Genomic DNA, 5,679 nt, shown 5'->3' with positions numbered 1-5,679 from the left:
TCGTCACCTTGGAGCCGATGTTGCCGTCGACCCACTCCATGGTCGCGCCCTCGTGGGCCACGGCGCGCTTGGTGACGAGGTTGTAGACGTTCGTCGACCAGTTCTGGATCGTGGTGTAGCGCACGCGTGCGTTCTTCTTCACGATGATCTCGACCACCGCGGAGTGCAGCGAGTCGGACTGGTAGATCGGGGCGGTGCAACCCTCGATGTAGTGCACGTAGGAGCCCTCGTCCGCGATGATCAGCGTGCGCTCGAACTGGCCCATGTTCTCGGTGTTGATGCGGAAGTACGCCTGCAGCGGGATGTCCACGTGCACGCCCTTGGGGACGTAGACGAACGAGCCGCCTGACCAGACGGCCGTGTTCAGCGCAGCGAACTTGTTGTCGCCGGAGGGGATGACGCTGCCGAAGTACTCCTCGAAGAACTCGGGGTGCTCGCGCAGGGCGGTGTCGGTGTCCATGAAGATGACGCCCTGGTCCTCCAGCTCCTTCTGGATCTGGTGGTAGACGACCTCGGACTCGTACTGCGCGGCGACGCCCGAGACCAGGCGCGCACGCTCCGCCTCGGGGATGCCGAGTCGCTCGTACGTGTTCTTGATGTCCTCCGGCAGGTCTTCCCAGGTCTGGGCCTGCTTCTCGGTGGAGCGCACGAAGTACTTGATGTTGTCGAAGTCGATGTCGCTGAGATCGGCGCCCCAGGTGGGCATCGGCTTGCGCTCGAACAGCTGCAGCGCCTTCAGGCGGGTCTTGAGCATCCACTCGGGCTCGGCCTTGAGCGCCGAGATGTCGCGGACGACGGCTTCGCTGAGGCCTCGCTTCGCGGTGGCGCCGGCGGCATCGGGGTCGTGCCAGCCGAACTCGTACACCCCCAGCGATTCAAGCTCGGGACGGTCGATGAGCACATCCGACATGACGATTCCTCCTCTGGGCCGCAAACGGTGTCATCCGTCCCGGCATTCCCGTCCCCCCGTGGAGTTCCGAGGGGGTGATGCCGCTTCCGGGCCCGCTTAATCGGCGCGCAATCGCGCCTAGACTGTGAGGGATGGCCGGCGCTCACGCGCGGCATCCCACCCCATGAGTCTACAGGTTGCGCCGGTATCCCGGCGTGGCTCCGCGCACCGCCCATCCCGATGCGGTGCGCATTCCCAGGAGGCTACGACATGTCCCAGGCGGTCGCGACGCGCACCCCTTCCCGCTTCCTCGAATGGCTTCCCACCACGGTGGACCGGCGCATCCGCGTCTTCGCCTGGCTGTCCTTCGCCGCCGAGGTGCTGATCATCGCCACCGGGGGCGCCGTGCGCCTCACCGGTTCGGGTCTGGGCTGCCCCACGTGGCCGACGTGCACGCCGGAGTCGCTGGTCAACACGCCGGAGATGGGCATCCACGGGGTCATCGAGTTCGGCAACCGCACCCTGACGGGACTCGTCGGCATCCTCGCCCTCATCGTGGTCGCGCTGGTGTGGCGCATGCGCCGGGCGCGGCGCGATCTGTTCCTGCTCGCGCTCGTCGTCGTCGGCGGCGTGATCGCCCAGGCGATCGTCGGCGGCATCACGGTGCTCACCGGGCTGAACCCCTTCATCGTCGGTTTTCACTACGTCGCCTCATTGCTGCTGGTGTGCGTCTGCGCCGCCTTCCTCGTGCGCATGAACACCGAGCCCGGACCACGCGCTCGAGTGGTGCCGCTGTGGTACGCCCGCACCGCGTTTGCGACCCTGGTGCCGTTGGCGCTCACCATCGTCTTCGGCGTGCTCACCACCGGGGCGGGACCCCACTCCGGTGACATCGAAGCCGGGCGCAACGGCTTCAACGCCGAAGTGCTCGAGCACGTGCACGCGTGGCCGGGCTATGTGCTGCTGGCGTGCCTCCTCGTGCTCGTCGGGGCCGCGTGGGCGCAGCGTCTCGCTGCCCGCCGCTGGGCGACGACCCTCCTGGGCGTCGTCCTCGTGCAGATCTGCGTCGGGATCTACCAGGCGCGCAACGGTCTGCCGGAGCTCGCCGTCGGCGTGCACATGGTGCTCGCTGCGCTCTCCGCGGCAGCGATGACGGTGCTGCTGCTGAACCTCACGCGGCGCGCGCACCCGCGGGGCTGACCCCGCGCGGGACTCTGGTGTGAGCGGACGCCGCCGACCATAGTGGGGGCATGGCGACGCCCTCTCCGAGCTCTGGGCTGGTCGGCACGATCGCCGAGTCCGTTCGCGCCGGCATCTGCGTCGTGCTCGTGGGCCTTCCCGGCTCGGGACGCCGCGACGTGCTGCGAGCGCTGCGCGGCCTCTTCGAGCAGGAGGAGTGGGCGGTGCGCACCGTCACGGGACACGGCGTCTCGGGAAGACCCCTCGAATCGCTGGCCCTCTCCGGTGTGCAGGGGCCCGGCGGCGCCGGCGGACTGACCACGCTGAGCGCCGCGCAGGCCCTGGCGCCGTCGGGAGCCGTGCCGACGCTGCTGCTCGTCGAGGACGGCGACCGCCTGGACGACACGTCGGCGACGGCGCTCGCCGCCGCGGCCGACGACCCCGCTGTCACCGTCGTCATCGCCATGCGCCCGCCCTACCCCGGGTCGACCGTCGTCGACAGGCTCTTGGCCCGCCAGGAGGCGACGGCACTGTGGATGCCGCCTGCATCGTTCGAGGCGATCCATCGTCTCGTTTCGGACACCCTCGGCGGCGATGTCGACGCCGATGCCGCGGGGCGTGTGTACGCCCTGTCGGGAGGATTGCCCGGCATCGCCCGCGCCATCACCGTCACCGCCCGGCAGGCCGGGCGGCTGGTGCAGCGCGGGGAGCGCTGGTCGGCGGAGCGCGATCTCTGGAGCAGAGCGCTCGCCGCCACACTCGTGAAGCTCGTCGAAGGGCTCTCCGACACCGAGCGTGAGGGATGCTGGCTGCTCGCCGAGCTGGGACCCGCCGAGCTCGCGACGGTGCTGCGCCTGCTGCCGTGGTCGACCCTGACCTCCCTGGACGACCGCGGCCTGCTGCGCTTCGTCGACGACGACCGCGGGCCGGTGGTCGCGCTGTTCCCTCCGGTCCTGGAGGACCATCTGCGACACCGCGCGCCCGCCGCGCGCGGCCGCGCGGCGGCCGCCCGCATCGCCGAGGCGCGACCGCAGACCCGTGACGCCGCCGCGCTGCCTGGTGAGACCGTGCGGCCGCCCCTGCACGCGCCGAATCGCTGGTCGTCGTCGCCCGAGGCCGCCGCGATCCTCGGTCGCGTGCTGGGGGAGGAATCCGCCCGGCGCGTCACCGAGACGCGTGCACAATGGCGCGCGCAGCGCACGGCGGTCACGGCGGTGGCCTACGTCCAGGCGCTCGTCGACGACGGCGCGGACGACCACGAGATCGACGCCGTGCTCGCGGCTGCGAGCACCGCGCAGCTCCCCGCGGACCGGGACGCCCTCCGGCTGCGCCTGTGGGAGGTGGTGTACCGCGCGACGAGTCGTCGCGAGCCGCACCGCGCGATGGCGCTGCTGGCGGAGACGACCCGCGAGATCCCCGGTTCGGGCGCCGCGGTCTCGGCGGTCGAGCAGCACCTGCGCCTGATGATCCCGGGGCTCGGAACCGCCGAATTGCCCGCCTCCCCGCTGCCGGCCGAGATCGAGGAGGTGCGCCGACTCTCCCGGCCGATGCAGACGACAGGGCTGCCGCGTTGGCACGCCGTGGACATCGTGCGTCTCGTGCGCGGCGAGGTGCTGCTCAGCGGCGGGCGCACGAGCGACGCGGTGGCCGATTTCGCCGACCTCTCCCCCGCCGATCCGCTCCGCCGCGACCCTTACTCGGTCATCCCACTCGCCCAGCTCTGCGACGGTGACATCGCCGGCGCCGTGCAGCGGTCGCAGCGCCAACTCGACCTCGCCCGCGGCACCCTCGATCGCACCAGTGTCGAGCCCCACGCGTATGTCGTGGCGCTCGGGCTGTTCCTGCAGGGTCGGATGGCCACGCTGCGCGACCACCTGACGAGCGTGTTCGCGGTCAACGCGCCCGCCGTGCTCGCTCCAGACTCCCGGGCCGGCCTGCTCTCCATCAGCGCGGGCCTCTCCCTGTGGGAGGGAGCGTTCGACAGCGCGCACGACATGATCGTCCAGCTCGACGCGCTCGGCCTGAGCGGCGGTCCGTTTCCGTACATGAGCTCCGCGGCGTCGGCAGCTGCGCTCGCCCTCGCACGGGGCGTGCCTGCCGCCGAGGCGACGACCGCCGCCTGGCAGGAGGTCACCACGCTCATCGACGAGGGATACCTTCTCGCCGCCGTGTTCGAAGGAGTGCGTCTGCTCGAGCTGCACGTCGACGGCGAGCGCTCGGCGCGCACCGCCCAGGTGGCCTTCGCGAGCCAGGGCTCGGTGATGCCGGCGCTGGGTGCATTCCTCGAGGGCGCCTGCGCCCATTCGCCCGAGAGGCTGCTCGCCACCGCGGACACCCTCCGCGACACGGAACTGGTGCTGTTCGGCACCCGCGCGCACGCGATGGCGGTGCGCTATCTGCGTCAGGAGGGTCGAGCGGAGGACGCGTCGCGCGAATCGCTTCGGCTGCGCCGGGCCGTGCACGCGGCGGGCGATGACCTGTCGCTCGTGCTGTCGGCACGGCTCGACCCGGCATCCGTGCTGACACCGCGCGAGCGGGAGGTGGCCCACCTCATCGCCGCCGGCCACACCAATCGGGAGGTCGCCGAGCGGCTGGTCGTCAGCGAGCGGACGATCGACAACCACCTCTACCGGGTCTTCCGCAAGCTCGGCGTGAACACCCGCGAAGACCTCGTCGGCCTCGTCTGACCGGCAGCAGCCTCGCCCGCGCGACTCACGCCTGATACTCACGCGCGCAGCCGGCGTGCTCAGACCGGCGTCCCCGCGTGCTGGACCGCGCCCGGCGCGATGCTCAAGTGGCTTCCGCGGTCGCCTGTGCACCCCGCCGCGGGAGTGGACTGAGTGACCGCGGGACCGCACCGGTGCCGCCGCGTGGCCGCCCGCTCCGACGGCCGGCTCGAGCGCCGTCCCACCGGCGAGAAAGGGTGGTCCGCCATGAGCGCGACCGTAGGGTCCGGCCTGGCTTCGCGGCGCGTCGTGCGCGCGAGGGAACTCGCGGTGATCATCCCCGCGCACAACGAAGCCGACGCCATCGCCGAGACGCTCGACGCCCTGTCACGGCAGACGGCGGTACCGCGACGCGTGGTCGTCGTCGCCGACAACTGCACGGATGCCACCGGGTCCGTCGCCGCCGCCCACGGGGCCGACGTCATGGTGACCCGTGACAACACCGACCGCAAGGCCGGTGTGCTCAACCAGGCGCTCGCAGCGCTGGGCGGCGACGCACCGCCCCCGCCGTCGCGCTGGCGCTGCTGCGCCGTGACACCGACTGGAACCACGTCACCGCGCACGAGACCCCCCTCTTCGTCCCCTCGAGCTGAGCGGGACCCCCGCTCTTGCGGAAGGACCTCTCCATGTACCAGCTCAACAGCAGCGCCGCCGGTGTGCTCGCCACGACCGGCGCCGCCGTCGCCCACACCTGGGTGGCGGGCTGGACCCTGTTCGTCGCCGGGCTCGCCACGCTCTCGATCGGCCGTGTCCTGCGGATGCGCCGCGAAGCGCGGACGGAGCCCTGACACGTCCCGCGGGCAGTGCCCGCGGGCTGACCCCACCCATCACGACAGAAAGGAGTTGCGGTGAGAAAGCAGGTCGCGAGCGCCATTGCGGCGCTCG

Annotated in this window: 4 protein-coding genes and 1 pseudogene; 4 read left to right on the top strand and 1 reads right to left on the bottom strand. The window is 71.5% G+C overall.

What is annotated here, in order from left to right; genetic code table 11:
- Positions 1 to 910, bottom strand: a 910-nt coding sequence (sufB, locus tag NQ160_RS17160; RefSeq protein WP_257516369.1) for a Fe-S cluster assembly protein SufB, incomplete at its 3' end; no start/stop codon positions are given.
- 249 nt (positions 911 to 1,159) lie between these two features.
- On the opposite strand from sufB, the gene NQ160_RS17155 reads away from it, so the two are divergent.
- The 4 genes and pseudogenes from NQ160_RS17155 to NQ160_RS17140 all read left to right on the top strand — a co-directional run bounded on the left by NQ160_RS17155 (position 1,160) and on the right by NQ160_RS17140 (position 5,582).
- Complete coding sequence (locus tag NQ160_RS17155; RefSeq protein ID WP_257516368.1) at positions 1,160 to 2,089, top strand: COX15/CtaA family protein; 930 nt, start codon at positions 1,160 to 1,162, stop codon at positions 2,087 to 2,089.
- A 50-nt stretch (positions 2,090 to 2,139) separates the two neighbouring features.
- Positions 2,140 to 4,755, top strand: a complete 2,616-nt coding sequence (locus tag NQ160_RS17150; RefSeq protein WP_257516367.1) for a helix-turn-helix transcriptional regulator — start codon at positions 2,140 to 2,142, stop codon at positions 4,753 to 4,755.
- 246 nt (positions 4,756 to 5,001) lie between these two features.
- Positions 5,002 to 5,277 (top strand): annotated as a pseudogene (locus tag NQ160_RS17145) (glycosyltransferase); the annotation flags it as partial.
- Between the two features lie 143 nt (positions 5,278 to 5,420).
- On the top strand, positions 5,421 to 5,582 hold the full coding sequence (locus NQ160_RS17140; RefSeq protein ID WP_257516370.1) for a hypothetical protein: 162 nt from the start codon (positions 5,421 to 5,423) through the stop codon (positions 5,580 to 5,582).
- Positions 5,583 to 5,679: the final 97 nt, after the last annotated feature.

Source organism: Microbacterium sp. zg.Y909 (assembly GCF_024626565.1).
This window is presented reverse-complemented; position numbering and strand designations above follow the sequence as displayed.

What these genes read in the sequence shown, in the direction of transcription:
- NQ160_RS17140 (WP_257516370.1), top strand. Translation starts at nt 5,421, where the DNA reads ATGTACCAGCTCAACAGCAGCGCCGCCGGTGTGCTCGCCACGACCGGC.
- NQ160_RS17155 (WP_257516368.1), top strand. Translation starts at nt 1,160, where the DNA reads ATGTCCCAGGCGGTCGCGACGCGCACCCCTTCCCGCTTCCTCGAATGG.
- NQ160_RS17150 (WP_257516367.1), top strand. Translation starts at nt 2,140, where the DNA reads ATGGCGACGCCCTCTCCGAGCTCTGGGCTGGTCGGCACGATCGCCGAG.